Genomic DNA, 15,787 nt, shown 5'->3' with positions numbered 1-15,787 from the left:
TCACAGAAAGTTAGTTTGCGGTAATCAAAAAAAGGCCCATCTTCGGATGGGCCTTTTTCGTTGTCTGCTGTACAACATTTAACCAAACAGACTCTGCAGTACATGCCTGACCAAGAAGTCAGGCACTAACCGCACACCCCATTACTGCACCGCCGACTCCCGAACCACACGAATAACCCTCTGCGGAAATGGAATATCGATGCCCGCCTCTCTCAGACGATCACGGGACAGTTCGTTGAACATGAACATCACGTCCCAGTAATCGGCAGTCTTTACCCAGACACGAAGCGAAAGTGTGATCGAACTGTCACCCAGGGTAGAAACAACCGCCTGTGGTGCCGGATCTGCCAATACTCGCGGGTCCTTGGCCAATTCCAGTAAAACTTCACGGGCTTTCTGCAGGTCCGCTTCGTAATCAACGCCTACATCAAACACGACTTTACGGGTCGGCTGACGATTGGTGTTGGTGATGATGCCGTTCGACAAATTGCCGTTAGGCACGATGATGGTCTTGTTGTCACCAGTACGCAGTACGGTATGAAAAATCTGGATGCTGTCGACAGTACCGGCGATACCCTGAGCCTCGATCCAGTCACCGATGCGAAACGGACGGAACAGCAAAATCAGCACGCCACCGGCGAAGTTCGCAAGGCTGCCCTGCAAGGCCAGGCCAATGGCCAGACCCGCCGCACCGATCGCGGCCACAAACGAAGTGGTTTCCACACCGATCATCGAGGCCACGCTGACGATCAGCAGGATCTTGAGGATGATGTTCGCCAGGCTGCTGATAAAGCCTTGCAGCGCCAGGTCGGCATTACGCAATGCAATCAGGCCGCCGAGTTTTTTCGTGACCTTGTTGATCAGCCACCAGCCGATGGCCAGGGTGATGATCGCCAGCAATACACGGCTGCCGTATTCCATGATCATCGGGATCCAGGTTTGGGATACCTTGACCAGATTGTCTACCTCGGCATTTAAGTCCATCTACTCTCTCCTGTTTTCCGGCTACCCGGCATGCGTAAAAAAAGCGGCAGAAAGATCGAACCGCGACGGGCTCAATCGTTTCTGCCGTGCTTGGATCTGCGACGTCGCAAACGCCAAGAGGTTCCCGCTTTCAGACTCAGTCGCGGAAGTTGTTGAACTGCAGCGGCATACCGAATTCCTTGGCCCGCAGCACTGCAATGGCTTCTTGCAGGTCATCACGCTTTTTGCCGGTGATGCGCACCTGCTCGCCCTGAATGGCCGCCTGGACCTTGAGCTTGGCGTCTTTGACATGGGCGACGATTTTCTTCGCCAGCTCCTTGTCGATGCCCTCCTTGAGGACGGCGTCCTGCTTCATCAGCTTGCCTGACGCGAACGCGTCCTTGACTTCAAGGCACTGCACGTCGATTTTGCGCTTGACCAGCGCCAGCTTGAGGATCTCAATCATCGCTTCGAGCTGGAAATCCGCTTCGGCGGTCAGGTTGACGGTCAGGTCTTTTTCCTTGAACTCGAAGCTGCCTTTGCCTTTCAGGTCATAACGACGATCGAGTTCCTTGACGGCGTTCTCGACCGCGTTGGTGACTTCGTGTTTGTCCAGTTCGGATACCACGTCGAACGACGGCATGTAATCTCTCCAAATTTAAAGGCGCACTGATGGAGCACGCCTGGCTTGCGGTTAAAATCCGCGCTGATTATAACGGGTCTTTCCCATCATTCACTGCGAGCTGCCGATGCACGCCTTAAACAGAGTAAAAAGCTGATGTCCACCACCTGGCATGTACTGGGCGCCGGCAGCCTCGGCACTTTATGGGCGACACGTCTGGCACGGGCTGGAGTGCCGGTCAGGCTGATCCTGCGGGACACCGCGAGACTGCAGGCCTATGAGACGGCCGGTGGTTTGACATTGGTGGAACACGGCGAGGCGCAACGCTATGCCGTGCCCGCCGAGACAGCCGACAGTCCCCAACCGATCCACCGCCTTCTGGTGGCATGTAAAGCCTACGACACCGAAAGTGCAGTGGCTCAATTGGCGCCACGCCTGGCCCCAGGCGCCGAACTGATCCTGCTGCAAAATGGCCTGGGCAGTCAGGACGCGGTGGCCGCACAGGTTCCTCAGGCACGCTGCATCTATGCCTCGAGCACCGAGGGTGCCTTCCGCGACGGCGATTGGCGCGCGGTGTTTGCCGGGCACGGCTTCACCTGGCTGGGGGATGCGAGCCATCCGGTGGCGCCGATCTGGCTCGATGACTTGAGCGCTGCCGGCATCCCCCACGAGTGGAGCACCGAAATCCTGACCAGGCTGTGGCGCAAACTCGCCCTCAACTGTGCGATCAATCCGCTGACGGTGCTGCACGATTGCCGCAACGGCGGTTTGCAGCAACATCACTGCGAAGTCGCCACCCTGTGCGGTGAACTGGTGGAGTTGCTCGAGCGTTGTGGCCAGCCGGCAGCGGCCGAAAACCTGCAGCAGGAAGTCGAACGGGTGATCCACGCCACCGCAGCCAACTACTCCTCGATGCATCAGGACGTCACAGGCCAGCGCCGCACGGAAATCAGCTACCTGCTCGGTTACGTCTGCAAAGTAGCCGGGCGCCATCAACTGAATCTGCCTCACCTCAATCAGCTTGAGGCAAGGTTGATCGCACGCCTGCAAAGCCTTGGATTGCCCAGCGACTGAGCAGCGGCTACGCTGGCCACTTGTTCCTTGTCTGCGATGAATCCGATGCCATTGCGCCAGCGTCTTGAAAACCTGCCCGTCGGCCAGAAACTGCTGGCCGCCCTGCTGGTACTGATGGTCACCGTCCTGCTGGTTGCCAACCTGACCTTTATCAGCGCCGCCTACTACATCTCCCAGGAAAGCATGGCGCCCCAGGCCCTGCAGACCATCGGCCGGCTGGTATCCAACCCGAGCCTGGCCTCCGAAGCCCTGGAGTCACCGCAAAGCGCCGAACGCCTGCTGAATGAACTCAACAGCTATTCGCCTTTGCGCGCGGCAGCCCTGTATGACGCAAAGGGTGAGCGATTGGCGCAATTGCAGCATGGCGACAACCTGGAACTGCCGAAGCGTTTCCGGCATATCGAAGACTGGCAGGCCACCGAGTTTCGTACCAACCAAGTCATCCCCCTGCCCCGCACCGATGCGGCACCAGGGCACCTGCTGTTGGTGGCCACGAGCGAACTGCCAGTGGCGTTCTACACCGGGACCCTGACGGCCAGTCTGGGCATCCTGATTTTCAGCGTGCTGCTGTGGCTGATCATTGCCCGCCAGATCAAGCGCCTGATTACCCGGCCGATCCACCAACTCGAAGAATTGTCCCGGCAGGTAACCCGTGAAGAAAACTACGCACTGCGTGCTTCGCGCGGAAACCACGATGAAATCGGCAGCCTCGCCGAGGCGTTCAACACCATGCTTTCGCGGATCGAGGCCAGGGAGCAGCAACTCAAGCGGGCCAGGGACGACTCCCAGGCAGCCTACGACCAGGCTCAGGGTCTGGCGGAAGAAACCCGCCATACCAACCGCAAACTGGAGCTCGAAGTCCAGGTGCGCAGCAAGATCGAGAAAAAGCTCACCGGTTTCCAGAACTACCTCAACAGCATCATCGACTCCATGCCGTCGGCGCTGATCGCCCTCGACGAACAACTCTACGTGACGCAATGGAACCAGGAAGCCACTGCCCTGTCCGGCACGCGCCTCGATGAAGCCCTGAACCAGCCTATCTTCCTCGCTTTCGAACCGCTCAAGCCGTTCCTGCCGCAACTCAAGGAAACGGTCGAGCAGCATACGGTGGCCAAGATCGAACGTGTCACCTGGCTCAAGGACGACGACCCCCGCCACTACGCCCTGACTTTCTATCCGTTAATGGGTGGTGCCGGGCGTGGCGTGGTGATCCGGATCGACGACATCACCCAGCGCCTGTCCCTGGAAGAGATGATGGTGCAGTCGGAGAAAATGCTTTCGGTGGGTGGTCTTGCCGCCGGCATGGCCCACGAGATCAACAACCCGCTGGGTGCGATCCTGCACAACGTGCAAAACATTCGCCGACGCCTGTCCCCCGATTTACCGAAGAACCTTGAAGTGGCCGAACAGGCCGGCATCGAACTGGCGACGGTCAATCAATATCTGCAAGTGCGCGAAGTGCCACAGTTGCTCGACGGCATCCAGCAGGCCGGTGCCCGGGCGGCGAAAATCGTCACCCACATGCTCAGTTTCAGTCGTCGCAGCACCCGCCAGATGGCCCCGTGCGATTTGCCTGCCCTGATCGACCAGGCAGTGGAGATCGCCGGTAACGATTTCGACCTGGCAATAGGTTTCGACTTCAAGGGACAGGCGATCATTCGCCAGTTCGATCCAGCCCTGGGACCGGTCCCAGGCACCGCCAACGAACTGGAGCAAGTGCTGCTCAACCTGTTGAAAAACGCCGCGCAAGCCATCCACCAGCGCGAAGACGACAGCGAGCCGGGGCGGATCATTCTGCGCACCAGACTGAATCCGCCATGGGCAGAAATTCAGGTCGAGGACAACGGCGTCGGCATGAGCGAAAGCGTGCGCAAACGGACCTTCGAGCCGTTTTTCACGACCAAGGAAATCGGCCAGGGCACCGGACTTGGGCTGTCGGTGTCGTACTTCATCATCACCAATAACCACAAAGGGCAGATGGAAGTGCAATCGACCCTGGGCCAAGGCACCTGCTTCACCTTGCGCCTGCCCCTGGCGAGCACGCCGCCCGTCTCGCAACAACTCAATCTGCTATCGAGGTAACCATGGGCTTTCGTTTGTCGAAGATTTACACCCGCACTGGCGACAAAGGCGAGACCGGGCTGGGCGATGGTCGTCGCGTACCGAAAGATCACCCGCGCATTGAAGCAATCGGTGAGGTCGATACGCTGAACAGCCAGGTTGGGGTGCTTCTGGCCGGGTTGACGGCGGAAACTGTCCAGTTCCCAGGCTTGAACGAAGTGATCGAGGTATTGGCTCCCTGCCAGCATCGGTTATTTGATCTGGGTGGCGAACTGGCGATGCCGGTGTATCAGGCGTTGAATGCAGCGGAAATCGAACGACTGGAAGCGGCGATCGATGTGTGGAATGAAGAGTTGGGGCCGCTGGAAAACTTCATCTTGCCCGGTGGCTCAATGCTGATTGCTCAGGCTCATGTCTGCCGCAGTCTGGCACGCAGCGCAGAGCGGCGCTGTCAGCAACTCAATGCGATTGAGCCGTTGGCCGGGGTTGGCCTGGCGTACATCAATCGGTTGTCGGACTTGCTGTTTGTGGTGGCGCGGCTGATTGCCAAGCGTCAGGGGGTGCCGGAGATTCTTTGGCAGCCTGCGGCGAAACCTGAGGTTTAGTCGGCGCCCGTCAGGCCCTCATCGCGAGCAGGCTCGCTCCCACAGGCTTTGTGAGCGTCACAAATCCGCTGTGGGAGCGAGCCTGCTCGCGATGAGGCCATTTGCATCACTGGGAATCAGGCCAAAACGCCCGAATCCCCGCCACACCCTGCGCACCCGCCGCCCAGGCTTTCTCGACCTCCGCCGGACCAACCCCACCGAGCAGGAACACCGGCTTGCTGAACCCTTCGATCAAGCTCGACGCCTGCTCCCAACCCAACGGCTCGGCGCCTGGGTGAGTCAGGGTCGGCTGCACCGGCGACAGGGTCACGAAATCCACCCCCATCTGTTCGGCCAGCGCCAGTTCCTCAGCGTTATGGCACGAAGCCGCCAGCCAGCGCGATGCCGGTAGCGGTCGGCCCGCCGCTGCGTACTTGCGCAGTTGCGCCGAGGTAATGTGCCAACCGGCGGACGGGAAGTCGCCCAGCCATTCGAACGGCCCCTTGATCATCAATTGCGCCTTGCCGGCACACAAGCCCACAGCATCCACTGCCAGGTCGCGATACTTCGGATCGTAACCGTTCGGTGCGCGCAGCTGGATCAGCTTGATGCCGCCAGCAACGGCCTTCTGGATGCCGCGCAGCAACGCCGGTGTTTCCAGGTCTTCCGGGGTAATCAGGTACTGAGCGGGTAATTTCGCGGCCGCGACGATCGGCTGATTGGCCGCCGGAAACTCGTAACCCGACAGGTCGCGGGGCGACACCCAGGCCAGCGGCTGGCCTTCGGCACCGTGGGGCTCGCCGGTAAAATCCGAGACCTCCCAGACATCCAGCAACACCTGCTTGTCCGGATAATCGTGCCGGACCTTGATTAGCGGGCGCGCCGCGCCGACCACGATACCCAGCTCCTCATGAAGTTCACGGGCCAGTGCGGTTTCGACCGACTCATCGGCCTCGACCTTGCCACCGGGAAACTCCCACAGACCGCCCTGGTGCTGTGAATCCGCACGACGGGCGATCAGGATTTGGCCACTGCCATCGCGGATGACGGCGGCGGCGACATGGACTCGTTTCACCTTTGCAACTCCTCCAGTCCGGCCTTCTGCCAGGCCTTGAAGGCTGGCCATTGGTAGATGGTTTCAACATAGGCTTCGTCAGCCGCGGACAGTTTCACCCGATAGGTGCGCAAGCGCACGGCGATGGGTGCAAAGAACGCGTCGGCCAACGTGAGGCGGCCAAACAAGTACGGACCGCTCTCCGGTTGCAGTGGCACGACACTCGGCCCACAACGCTGACATGCGCTCGATGTCCGCCTGGACATCGGCCGGGACCGGCGACAGCGCTGCGTCATGGCTCAGGTCGAACGGCATGTTGCCGCGCATGGCGAAAAAGCCACTGTGCATCTGCGCGCACGCCGAACGCGCCTGGGCACGAGCGGCAGTGTCTTTGGGCCACAGGTTAGCTTCGGGAAACTGTTCGGCCAGGTATTCGGCAATCGCCAGGGAGTCGGCGATGGTGCCGTGTTCGGTTTTCAGCAGCGGGACCTTGCCGGTCGGCGAATGCTTGAGCAGACGCTCACGGGTGTCCGGCTGGTTCAGCTTGATCAGTTCTTCGGTGTAGGAAACGCCAGCCAGATCGAGGGCCAAGGCCCCGCGCAAGGACCAGGAGGAATGCAGTTTGTCGCCGATGATCAGGTGCAGGCTCATGTTCGGGACCTTTAGATTTAGGGACAAGCCAGTCTAGTGGCTGACCGGCAAACCGCCATCGCGAGCAAGCTCGCTCCCACAGTGACCGCGCTGGACACAACATTCGTGTACGCCACTGAACCTGTGGGAGCGAGCCTGCTCGCGATGGGATCGACTCGATCTTACGTACGGTACTCGGCGTTGATCTTCACGTATTCGTGGGACAGGTCGGTAGTCCAGATGGTTTCGCTGCAATCGCCACGACCCAACTCGATACGGATGGTGATTTCTTCCTGCTGCATCACCGCCGAGCCCTGGGCTTCGGTGTAGGTCGCCGCGCGCGCGCCACGGCTGGCAATGCACACGTCGCCGAGGAACACGTCGATCTTGCTCACGTCCAGGTTCGGCACACCGGCACGGCCTACGGCCGCCAGAATACGGCCCCAGTTCGGGTCGGAAGCGAACAGCGCGGTCTTGATCAGCGGCGAGTGGGCCACGGTGTAACCGACGTCCAGGCATTCCTGGTGATTGCCGCCGCCGTTGACTTCAACGGTGACGAATTTGGTCGCGCCTTCACCGTCACGAACGATGGCCTGGGCCACGTCCATGCACACTTCGAACACCGCTTGCTTGAGCTTGGCGAACAGTTCGCCTTCGGCACGGGTGATTTCCGGCAGTGCCGCCTGACCGGTGGCGATCAGCATGCAGCAGTCGTTGGTCGAGGTGTCGCCGTCGATGGTGATGCGGTTGAACGACTTGTTGGCGCCGTCCAGCATCAGGTTTTGCAGCACGTCGCGGGAGACTTTGGCATCGGTGGCGATGTAGCCGAGCATGGTCGCCATGTTCGGGCGGATCATGCCGGCGCCTTTGCTGATACCGGTAACGGTGATGGTCACACCATCGTGCTGGAACTGACGGCTGGCACCTTTTGGCAGGGTGTCGGTGGTCATGATGCCGGTGGCGGCAGCTTCCCAGTTGTGGATCGACAGGTCGTCGAGGGCCGCTTGCAGCGCGCCTTCGATTTTCTCGACCGGTAGCGGCTCGCCGATCACACCGGTGGAATACGGCAGCACTTGGCTGGCATCGACACCGGTCAGTTCCGCCAGCTTGGCGCAGGTGCGCTCGGCGGCGGCCAGCCCCGGTTCGCCGGTGCCGGCATTGGCATTGCCGGTGTTGGTCAGCAGGTAACGCACAGGGCCTTGCACGCGTTGCTTGGCCAGGATCACCGGTGCAGCGCAAAAGGCGTTCAGAGTGAACACGCCGGCAACCGTGGAGCCTTCAACACAGCGCATGACCACAACATCCTTGCGCCCCGGGCGCTTGATACCGGCCGAGGCGATACCGAGTTCAAAACCGGCAACCGGGTGCAACGTTGGCAAAGGACCAAGACCAACAGCCATGAATGCGCTCCTTTATAGATGATGTCAGCACCGTTTCAGCAGAACGGTGGTTCGAATGGTAAAACGCCGCGACGGCAGAAGCCGGTCGCGGCGCGGGTATTTCAGCGTTTGAAACGGGTTTTACTGGATCTGCCCGTGGCAATGCTTGAACTTCTTGCCCGAACCGCAATAGCACAGCTCGTTGCGACCCAGCTTCTGCTCGTTGCGAACCGGCGCGGCAGCGAGGGCAACATCGACCTCTTCGCCCAACACTTCCGGCTGCTCCAGACCTGGGGCTTCTTCATGCAGGAACTGCATGCGAGCGGCCAGTGCCTCGGCTTCCTGACGCAGACGCTGCTCTTCTTCGATCGGGTCTTCGCGGCGAACCTGAACGTGGGACAGCACACGGATCGAGTCGCGCTTGATCGAATCCAGCAACTCGGAGAACAGGGTGAACGACTCGCGCTTGTATTCCTGCTTCGGGTTCTTCTGGGCATAACCACGCAAGTGGATACCGTGACGCAGGTGGTCCATGGTCGACAAGTGGTCTTTCCACAGGTCGTCCAGCACGCGCAGAACGATTTGCTTCTCGAAGGTGCGCAGCGCTTCGGCGCCCGCCTGGTCTTCTTTCTCGTTGTAAGCGGCGATGAGTTCCTGCATCAGTTTTTCGCGCAGGGTTTCTTCGTACAGGTGATCGTCTTCGTCGAGCCACTGCTGGATCGGTAGCGCTACGCCGAAATCGCTCTGCAGTGCAGCTTCCAGACCGGCCACGTCCCACTGCTCAGGCAGCGATTGCGGAGGAATGTGCGCGCTGACGGTGGCGTTGAGCACGTCCTGACGGAAGTCGGCGATGGTCTCACCGATGTTGTCGGCGGCCAGCAACGTGTTACGCATGTGATAGATCACTTTACGCTGTTCGTTGTTGACGTCGTCGAACTCGAGCAGTTGTTTACGAATGTCGAAGTTGCGGCCTTCAACCTTGCGCTGGGCCTTTTCGATGGCGTTGGTCACCATGCGGTGCTCGATCGCTTCGCCAGGCTGCATGCCCAGGGCCTTCATGAAGTTCTTCACCCGATCAGAGGCGAAGATGCGCATCAGGCTGTCTTCCAGCGACAGGTAGAAACGGCTGGAACCGGCGTCGCCCTGACGACCGGCACGACCACGCAGCTGGTTGTCGATACGGCGCGATTCGTGACGCTCGGAGGCAATCACCTGCAAACCGCCCGATTCGAGCACTTGCTGGTGACGTTTCTGCCAGTCGGCCTTGATCTGGGCAATCTGCTCAGGGGTCGGGTTTTCCAGGGAAGCCACTTCCACTTCCCAGTTACCGCCCAACAGGATGTCGGTACCACGACCGGCCATGTTGGTGGCGATGGTCAGTGCGCCCGGGCGACCGGCCTGGGCAATGATCTCGGCTTCCTTTTCGTGGAACTTGGCGTTCAGGACCTTGTGTTCGATGCCTTCCTTCACGAGCAGGCTGGACATGTGCTCGGAGGTTTCGATGGTGGCGGTACCGACCAGAACCGGACGGCCTGCAGCCATGCTTTCCTTGATGTCGGCCACGATTGCCGCGTATTTCTCGTCGGCGGTCAGGAACACCAGGTCGTTGTAGTCTTTACGAGCCAGCGGCTTGTTCGGTGGAATCACCATGACCTGCAGGCCATAGATCTGGTGGAACTCGAACGCTTCGGTGTCAGCCGTACCGGTCATGCCGGACAGTTTGTTGTACAGACGGAAGTAGTTCTGGAAGGTGGTCGACGCCAGCGTCTGGCTTTCGGCCTGGATGTTCAGGTTTTCCTTGGCTTCGATGGCCTGGTGCAGGCCTTCGGACAAACGGCGGCCCGGCATGGTACGACCGGTGTGCTCGTCGACCAGTACGACCTGACCGTCCTGCACGATGTACTCGATATTGCGGTGGAACAGTTTGTGCGCACGCAGGCCGGCGTAAACGTGAGTCAGCAGGCTCAGGTTATGCGCCGAGTACAGGCTCTCGCCTTCAGCCAGCAGGCCGATGCGGGTCAGCGTTTCTTCGACGAACTGGTGACCGGCTTCGTTGAGTTCGACCTGGCGGGTCTTCTCGTCAACGGTGTAGTGGCCGGCCTTGGTGACTTCGCCTTCCACTTCTTCGATGTGCAACTCAAGCGTCGGGATCAGCTTGTTGACCTCGATGTACAGCTTGGAGCTGTCTTCGGCCTGACCGGAGATGATCAGCGGCGTACGGGCTTCGTCGATGAGGATCGAGTCGACTTCGTCGATCACGGCAAAATTGAGTTCGCGCTGGAATTTTTCTTCCATGCTGAACGCCATGTTGTCGCGCAGGTAATCGAAACCGAATTCGTTGTTGGTGCCGTAGGTGATGTCGGCGGCGTAGGCAGCGCGCTTCTCTTCCGGCGGCTGGAAAGGCGTGACAACGCCGACAGTCATGCCGAGGAATTCATACAGCGGGCGCATCCAGTTGGCGTCGCGGCGGGCCAGGTAGTCGTTCACCGTCACAACGTGCACACCGTTGCCGGACAGCGCGTTGAGGTAAACGCCCAGTGTTGCCACCAGGGTCTTGCCTTCACCGGTACGCATTTCCGCGATCATGCCTTCATGCAAGGTCATGCCGCCGATCAGCTGGACATCGAAGTGGCGCATACCCATGACACGCTTGCCGGCTTCGCGGGCGACCGCAAAGGCTTCTGGCAGCAGTTTGTCGAGGGATTCCCCTTTGGCGATGCGGGCCTTGAACTCGCTTGTCTTGGCACGCAATTGATCGTCCGAAAGGGCCACCATTTGCTCTTCGAAGGCATTGACGAGTTGCACCGTCTTGAGCATGCGTTTGACTTCACGCTCGTTCTTGCTTCCAAAAAGTTTCTTTAACAAAGGCGCAAACATATCGGCAGGATCTTCCACACTAAAGGGATGGAGGGCGGCCCCGTGAGTCGCCCGTGCAGCCCTCATGGCCGCATGCGAACGAGCATTCTACCCGGAAACGATGGAGAGGAAAGTGGCGATATTCCACGATGCTGGCACAGCGCTTTGACGGGGCTCACTTAAAATAAGGGCGTTTTGCTCAACTTCAAGTCGTTCAAGACAGAAGTTAGTTGTTGATTTAATGGGTAAAGCACCCACAAAAGCAATGGGCGGGTGCATTCGGCGCTTTCTGCTACCATGGCGCCTCTGTTACTTCAGGTGTCTGATCATGGCATTTCGCCCACTTACGGCCAAAGTACCTGCCGTTCTACTACGCGAAGCCAAGCCGCTGAAGGCCATTCTTGGCCACGCTCAACGCCTGGGTCACCTGCAACGTTTGCTCGAAAGCCAATTGCAACCCGCCGCTCGCGAGCATTGCCACGTGGCTTCCTGGCGCGAAGGCAGTTTGTTGCTGATTGTCACCGACGGTCATTGGGCAACCCGCCTGCGTTACCAGCAGAAGCGCCTGCTACGGCAACTGCAGATGTTCGATGAGTTCGCCAATCTGACCCGGATCCTGTTCAAAGTTCAACCGCCGACCGTTCAGCAAGGTGCGGCCGGGCATACCATGGATTTGTCCAACGATGCGGCAGCGACCATTCAGGCCACGGCCGATGGCATCAGCGACCCGAATTTGCGGGCAGCGCTGGAGCGGTTGGCGGCGCACGCCAAAACCAAATCCTCATAGGCGCCCCCTGTGGGAGCGAGCCTGCTCGCGAAGGCGGCATAACATTCAACAATGATGTTGCCTGACACACCGATTCGCGAGCAGGCTCGCTCCCACAGTTAAATTGTGTCCACTCGCTACCGGCTTTTTTTGCTGCCTAGCAACGAGCCCATCAAGCCGCGCACCAACTGTCGCCCAAGCTGATTCGCCGCCTGTCGCATCGCTGATTTCAAGGCCTGACCCGCCGCGGTTCCAAGAAACTCTCCGGCCTGCTCGGTGAAACTCGGTTCCTGCTTGCCCTGCTCCGCTTCGGGCTCAGGTGCCAGCCCCTTGCGTCCCATCAGCACCTCATAGGCCGATTCACGGTCAATCGGCTTGTCATAACGCCCTTTCAACGGCGAACCGGCAATCAGCGCCGTGCGCTCAGCGTCGGTCAAAGGCCCGATTCGCGATTGCGGCGGTGCGACCAGCACCCGCTGGACTATTTCCGGCGTGCCTTTTTCCTGCAGGGTGCCGACCAGCGCCTCACCGATTCCGAGCTCGGTCAACACCGACAACGCATCGAACGCAGGATTCGGCCGGAAACCTTCGGCCACCGCGCGCAGGGACTTCTGCTCCTTGGCCGTGAACGCACGCAGACCGTGCTGGATGCGCAAGCCCAACTGCGCCAGCACATCATCCGGCAGGTCACCCGGCGACTGGGTGACGAAATACACGCCCACGCCTTTCGAACGAATCAGCCTCACCACCTGTTCCAGACGATCACGCAATGCCTGGGGCGTGCCGTTGAACAACAGGTGAGCCTCGTCGAAGAACAACGCCAGCAACGGTTTGTCGGCATCGCCACGCTCCGGCAACTGCTCGAACAGCTCGGCCAGCAGCCACAGCAGGAACGTCGCGTAGACTTTCGGCGCTTCATGAACCAGACGGCTGGCATCCAGCAAATGAATGCGCCCACGGCCGTCCGCAGTGGGTTGGAGAATGTCTTCGAGTTGCAGCGCCGGCTCGCCGAACAGGGCTTCGGCGCCCTGTTGCTCCAGGGTCGCCAGTCGTCGCAGTAGCGCCTGGCTGGAGCCGGTAGTCATCAATGCCGCATCGTCGCCCAGCAACTGGGGGTTGTCCCGCAGGTGATTGAGCAGCGCCTTCAGGTCCTTGAGATCGAGCAACAACAGGCCCTCGCGGTCCGCCACCTTGAACGCGGCGTACAGCGCCGACTGCTGACTGTCGGTCAGCTCCAGCAGACTGCCCAGCAGCAGCGGCCCCATTTCACTCAAGGTTGTGCGTAAAGGATGACCGGACTGACCGTGTACGTCCCACAACGTCACCGGATAAGCCTGAGGCTTGTGGTTGAGCCAGGGCATCCCGGCAATCCGTTCGGCGATCTTGCCCTGGGGGTTGCCCGCGGCGCCAAGGCCGCACAGGTCACCCTTGATGTCGGCGGCGAACACCGCCACGCCGGCATCGCTGAAGGCTTCGGCCATTCGTTGCAAAGTCACGGTCTTGCCGGTGCCGGTCGCGCCCGCGATCAATCCGTGGCGGTTCGCCAGGCGCATGGCCTGGGCAATCGGCTGCCCTTCGAGATCGGCACCGATAACGAGTTGCAATGAGTCAGGCATTTGGTCACCCATGATTAATCTTTGGTCCTACACGGCCGATAGAGATAACGACAAAGCAGTCAGACACGATCTGGTCGGAAATTTCCCTAAGGAGAGTCGGAAAATTCACTTGCTTTCAACCTTGCCCGTTGCGCGCCCCTTTATAAAAGCACGCGCTGGACATTAAGACCTTAGCGGAACCTCAAGCCATGAACAAAAATCTGCGTTTCAGCCATAAAATCCTGCTTGCCGCCGCCCTCATTGTGATTGCCGCCTTCGCCTCCTTCACGCTCTACAACGACTACTTGCAGCGCAACGCCATCCGCAAAGACCTGGAAAATTATCTGCAGGAAATGGGCGGAGTTACCGCTAACAATATCCAGACCTGGTTGAACGGGCGCAGCCTGTTGATTGAAAACCTGTCACAAACTGTCGCGCTCAACCCCGATGCCGACAACGTTTCCAGCCTGCTTGTACAAAAAGCCGTGACCTCGACCTTCATGGGCGCCTACCTCGGCAGCAAGGATGGCTCTTTCATCATTCGCCCGGACAGCAAGATGCCCGATGGCTATGACCCGCGTGCACGCCCTTGGTACAAGAGCGCGCAAGGCAGCAGCGGTTCGGCATTAACTGAGCCTTATATCGATCTGGCCTCCGGCCAACTGGTGATTTCCATTGTCGACAGCGTTTTCAAGGACGGCCAGAACATCGGCGTGGTCGGTGGCGACCTGAGTTTGCAGGTGATCGCCGACAGCCTTGGCACACTGGATTTCAACGGCATCGGTTATGCCTTCCTGGTCAGCTCCGACGGTAAGATCCTGGTGCATCCCGACAAAGCGCTGGCGATGAAGACGCTCAAGGATGTCTACCCGCAAGACACGCCGGCCATCAGCAGTGCAATGAGCGAAATCCAGGTCGACGGCAAAACCCGCATCGTGACCTTCACCCCGATCAAAGGCTTGTCGTCGGTCAACTGGTACATCGGTCTGTCGGTCGACAAGGAAAAAGCCTATTCGATGCTCAGCGAATTCCGCACCTCGGCTGTCGTTGCGACCATCATTGCCGTGGCCATCATCATCGCCCTGCTCGGCATGCTGATTCGCATCCTGATCCAGCCGTTGCACGTCATGACCCGTGCCATGGCCGACATCGCCGACGGCGAAGGCGACCTGACCAAGCGTCTGACCATCCAGAACAATGACGAATTCGGCACCCTCGGCACCGCGTTCAACCGTTTCGTCGAGCGCATTCACGGCTCGATCCGCGAGGTGTCCTCGGCCACCGGGCAAGTCAACGAAGTGGCATTGCGCGTAGTGGCCGCTTCCAACTCGTCGATGTTCAACTCCGACCAGCAAGCCTCGCGCACCAGCAGTGTGGCCGCCGCAATCAACCAGCTCGGCGCCGCTGCCCAGGAAATTGCCCGTAATGCCGCTCAGGCGTCGAACCAGGCCAGCGATGCCCGCAACCTGGCCGAAGACGGCCAGCAAGTGGTGGACCGCAGCATCGCGGCGATGAATCAACTGTCGAGCATGCTTAGCGCATCGAGCTCCAACATCGAATCGCTGAACAGCAAAACGGTGAACATCGGGCAGATTCTCGAAGTGATCACCAGCATTTCCCAACAAACCAATTTGCTGGCACTCAACGCCGCTATTGAAGCCGCCCGCGCCGGTGAAGCCGGTCGCGGTTTTGCAGTGGTGGCGGACGAGGTGCGCAACCTGGCACACCGCACTCAGGAATCGGCGCAACAGGTACAAACCATGATCGAGGAGCTGCAAGTCGGCGCCCGGGAATCGGTCAGCACCATGAGCGACAGTCAGCGCCACAGCCAGGACAGCGTGGAAATCGCCAACCTCGCGGGCGAGCGCCTGAACAGTGTGACGCTGCGTATCGGTGAAATCGACGGCATGAACCAGTCAGTGGCTACTGCGACCGAAGAACAGACCGCCGTAGTGGAGTCGATCAACGTCGACATCACCGAGATCAACACACTGAACCAGGAAGGTGTGGAAAACCTGCAATCGACGTTGCGCGCGTGTTCGGACCTTGAGCAGCAGGCGGCGCGGTTGAAGCAGTTGGTAGGCAGTTTCCGTATCTAGCGCCTGAACTGACCCCATCGCGAGCAGGCTCGCCCCCACAGGGTTAAACGCTGACTTTGTGGGAGCGAGCCTGCTCGCGATAGCGGCCTGCCAAACACTAAACC

11 protein-coding genes and 1 pseudogene are annotated in these 15,787 nt (G+C 59.7%); 5 read left to right on the top strand and 7 right to left on the bottom strand.

The window, feature by feature from the left end:
* Positions 1 to 141: 141 nt before the first annotated feature.
* Positions 142 to 984 carry a mechanosensitive ion channel family protein gene (locus tag KGA96_RS21670; protein WP_046042203.1) on the bottom strand — a complete coding sequence of 281 codons (843 nt, stop codon included), beginning with the start codon at positions 982 to 984 and terminating at the stop codon, positions 142 to 144.
* Positions 985 to 1,120: 136 nt separating this feature from the next.
* Positions 1,121 to 1,606: a YajQ family cyclic di-GMP-binding protein gene (locus KGA96_RS21665; RefSeq protein ID WP_007990750.1), complete on the bottom strand. Its 486-nt coding sequence runs from the start codon at positions 1,604 to 1,606 to the stop codon at positions 1,121 to 1,123.
* A gap of 135 nt (positions 1,607 to 1,741) precedes the next feature.
* On the opposite strand from KGA96_RS21665, the gene KGA96_RS21660 reads away from it, so the two are divergent.
* Genes KGA96_RS21660 through KGA96_RS21650 form a run of 3 tightly spaced genes read left to right on the top strand, consistent with a single transcriptional unit; the run spans position 1,742 to position 5,325 of the window.
* Entirely contained in the window at positions 1,742 to 2,659 is a 918-nt protein-coding gene (locus KGA96_RS21660) for a putative 2-dehydropantoate 2-reductase (protein ID WP_223514915.1), read from the top strand.
* Positions 2,660 to 2,704: 45 nt separating this feature from the next.
* Positions 2,705 to 4,741 carry a sensor histidine kinase gene (locus KGA96_RS21655; protein ID WP_046042201.1) on the top strand — a complete coding sequence of 679 codons (2,037 nt, stop codon included), beginning with the start codon at positions 2,705 to 2,707 and terminating at the stop codon, positions 4,739 to 4,741.
* Between the two features lie 2 nt (positions 4,742 to 4,743).
* Positions 4,744 to 5,325 carry a cob(I)yrinic acid a,c-diamide adenosyltransferase gene (locus KGA96_RS21650; protein WP_223465461.1) on the top strand — a complete coding sequence of 194 codons (582 nt, stop codon included), beginning with the start codon at positions 4,744 to 4,746 and terminating at the stop codon, positions 5,323 to 5,325.
* A 106-nt stretch (positions 5,326 to 5,431) separates the two neighbouring features.
* Here KGA96_RS21650 and KGA96_RS21645 read toward each other — a convergent pair whose 3' ends face one another.
* The 4 genes and pseudogenes from KGA96_RS21645 to secA form a co-directional block, all read right to left on the bottom strand.
* On the bottom strand, positions 5,432 to 6,379 hold the full coding sequence (locus KGA96_RS21645) for a Nudix family hydrolase (protein ID WP_223465460.1): 948 nt from the start codon (positions 6,377 to 6,379) through the stop codon (positions 5,432 to 5,434).
* Positions 6,376 to 7,009 (bottom strand): annotated as a pseudogene (locus KGA96_RS21640) (glutathione S-transferase family protein). The gene KGA96_RS21645 and the pseudogene KGA96_RS21640 overlap by 4 nt, the downstream one beginning before the upstream one ends.
* A gap of 161 nt (positions 7,010 to 7,170) precedes the next feature.
* Positions 7,171 to 8,388, bottom strand: coding sequence for a bifunctional glutamate N-acetyltransferase/amino-acid acetyltransferase ArgJ (gene argJ, locus KGA96_RS21635; protein ID WP_046042195.1), 1,218 nt, complete (start codon positions 8,386 to 8,388; stop codon positions 7,171 to 7,173).
* Between the two features lie 120 nt (positions 8,389 to 8,508).
* Positions 8,509 to 11,244, bottom strand: a complete 2,736-nt coding sequence (gene secA, locus KGA96_RS21630) for a preprotein translocase subunit SecA (protein ID WP_046042194.1) — start codon at positions 11,242 to 11,244, stop codon at positions 8,509 to 8,511.
* Positions 11,245 to 11,551: 307 nt separating this feature from the next.
* Between secA and KGA96_RS21625 the strand changes: the two genes are divergently transcribed.
* Positions 11,552 to 12,010, top strand: coding sequence for a DUF721 domain-containing protein (locus tag KGA96_RS21625; protein WP_223465459.1), 459 nt, complete (start codon positions 11,552 to 11,554; stop codon positions 12,008 to 12,010).
* A 116-nt stretch (positions 12,011 to 12,126) separates the two neighbouring features.
* Here KGA96_RS21625 and KGA96_RS21620 read toward each other — a convergent pair whose 3' ends face one another.
* Complete coding sequence (locus KGA96_RS21620) at positions 12,127 to 13,605, bottom strand: helicase HerA-like domain-containing protein (protein ID WP_223465458.1); 1,479 nt, start codon at positions 13,603 to 13,605, stop codon at positions 12,127 to 12,129.
* Between the two features lie 188 nt (positions 13,606 to 13,793).
* Between KGA96_RS21620 and KGA96_RS21615 the strand changes: the two genes are divergently transcribed.
* Positions 13,794 to 15,683, top strand: coding sequence for a methyl-accepting chemotaxis protein (locus KGA96_RS21615; protein WP_223465457.1), 1,890 nt, complete (start codon positions 13,794 to 13,796; stop codon positions 15,681 to 15,683).
* The last annotated feature ends 104 nt before the right edge of the window (positions 15,684 to 15,787 follow it).

Source organism: Pseudomonas sp. GL-R-26 (assembly GCF_019947365.1).
GTDB lineage: Bacteria > Pseudomonadota > Gammaproteobacteria > Pseudomonadales > Pseudomonadaceae > Aquipseudomonas.
Note: the sequence above shows the minus strand (reverse complement) of the source record. Positions and strands in the feature narration are given on the sequence as shown.

Excerpts from the sequence above, each read along its gene's own strand:
- KGA96_RS21650 (WP_223465461.1), top strand. The coding sequence starts at position 4,744 with ATGGGCTTTCGTTTGTCGAAGATTTACACCCGCACTGGCGACAAAGGC.
- argJ (WP_046042195.1), bottom strand. The coding sequence starts at position 8,388 with ATGGCTGTTGGTCTTGGTCCTTTGCCAACGTTGCACCCGGTTGCCGGT.
- KGA96_RS21670 (WP_046042203.1), bottom strand. The coding sequence starts at position 984 with ATGGACTTAAATGCCGAGGTAGACAATCTGGTCAAGGTATCCCAAACC.
- KGA96_RS21665 (WP_007990750.1), bottom strand. The coding sequence starts at position 1,606 with ATGCCGTCGTTCGACGTGGTATCCGAACTGGACAAACACGAAGTCACC.
- KGA96_RS21620 (WP_223465458.1), bottom strand. The coding sequence starts at position 13,605 with ATGCCTGACTCATTGCAACTCGTTATCGGTGCCGATCTCGAAGGGCAG.
- KGA96_RS21625 (WP_223465459.1), top strand. The coding sequence starts at position 11,552 with ATGGCATTTCGCCCACTTACGGCCAAAGTACCTGCCGTTCTACTACGC.
- secA (WP_046042194.1), bottom strand. The coding sequence starts at position 11,244 with ATGTTTGCGCCTTTGTTAAAGAAACTTTTTGGAAGCAAGAACGAGCGT.
- KGA96_RS21660 (WP_223514915.1), top strand. The coding sequence starts at position 1,742 with ATGTCCACCACCTGGCATGTACTGGGCGCCGGCAGCCTCGGCACTTTA.
- KGA96_RS21655 (WP_046042201.1), top strand. The coding sequence starts at position 2,705 with ATGCCATTGCGCCAGCGTCTTGAAAACCTGCCCGTCGGCCAGAAACTG.
- KGA96_RS21615 (WP_223465457.1), top strand. The coding sequence starts at position 13,794 with ATGAACAAAAATCTGCGTTTCAGCCATAAAATCCTGCTTGCCGCCGCC.